Raw genomic sequence first — 781 nt, forward strand, 5'->3', positions numbered from 1 at the left:
GTGTCTCCGTCATGCTCGGGAACAATAGCCGCGTCAAGTGAGTGCCCGACAATCTCTGAGGCAGGATACCCAAACACGTCCTCGAACGCGACGTTGACTGCCTGAACAATTGGCTCTTGATCGTCATATTCCACCTCGACCGCCGGCTGTGTCAGCTCGTGGAAGAGCGATTGAAAGCGCTGCCGCTCCGTGTTGACCCGCTGTTCTGCTTCGCGTTGTGTCACCGCATTCAGGACTCGGTTTGCCAGTAGTGTGTACTGTTCGACGTTGGGTCCTTTTTGAAGATAGTCAGTGACGCCCGCAGAAATAGCTTCACTCGCAATCTCTTCGCTTCCCTTGCCGGTAAACAGAATAAATGGGAGGTCTGGATACTCCGCACGCACTGTACTGAGAAGTTCAATCCCGTTCATCTCCGGCATCTCATAGTCAGACACCACGCAGTCTGTGGTTGCTGTTATGTGGTCTAAGGCATCCCCGACTGTCGTTGCTGTGGTCACCGTAATCCGGTCATCTTGCCGCTCGAGATACGTTGCCGCCAGCTCCACAATTCCAGGGTCGTCGTCAACGTGGACTACTGACACATCGCTCGGCATGGCATAGCACACTCCATCCGTAATGATAGTATTTGTGACTAGAAGAACATAATTCTCGCGGTTAGCAAGAAACGAGCGGCCGTGGCGTGGCAATTAGGCCGTGATCAAAGGTGTGGAGACGGTCACGCCGCGTGGTCGCTCGCTTCGATCAGCCGTGAGAGTACCTCCTGGCGATCTGGGGGTTCCGC

At 54.8% G+C, this 781-nt stretch carries 1 protein-coding gene; it reads right to left on the reverse strand.

All coding sequences use genetic code 11. From position 1 onward, the window contains the following. Positions 1-593, reverse strand: a 593-nt coding sequence (locus DVK07_RS20060) for a response regulator (protein ID WP_121598558.1), incomplete at its 3' end; no start/stop codon positions are given. Positions 594-781 lie beyond the last annotated feature (188 nt).

This window comes from Halorubrum sp. Atlit-26R, assembly GCF_003666015.1.
GTDB lineage: Archaea > Halobacteriota > Halobacteria > Halobacteriales > Haloferacaceae > Halorubrum.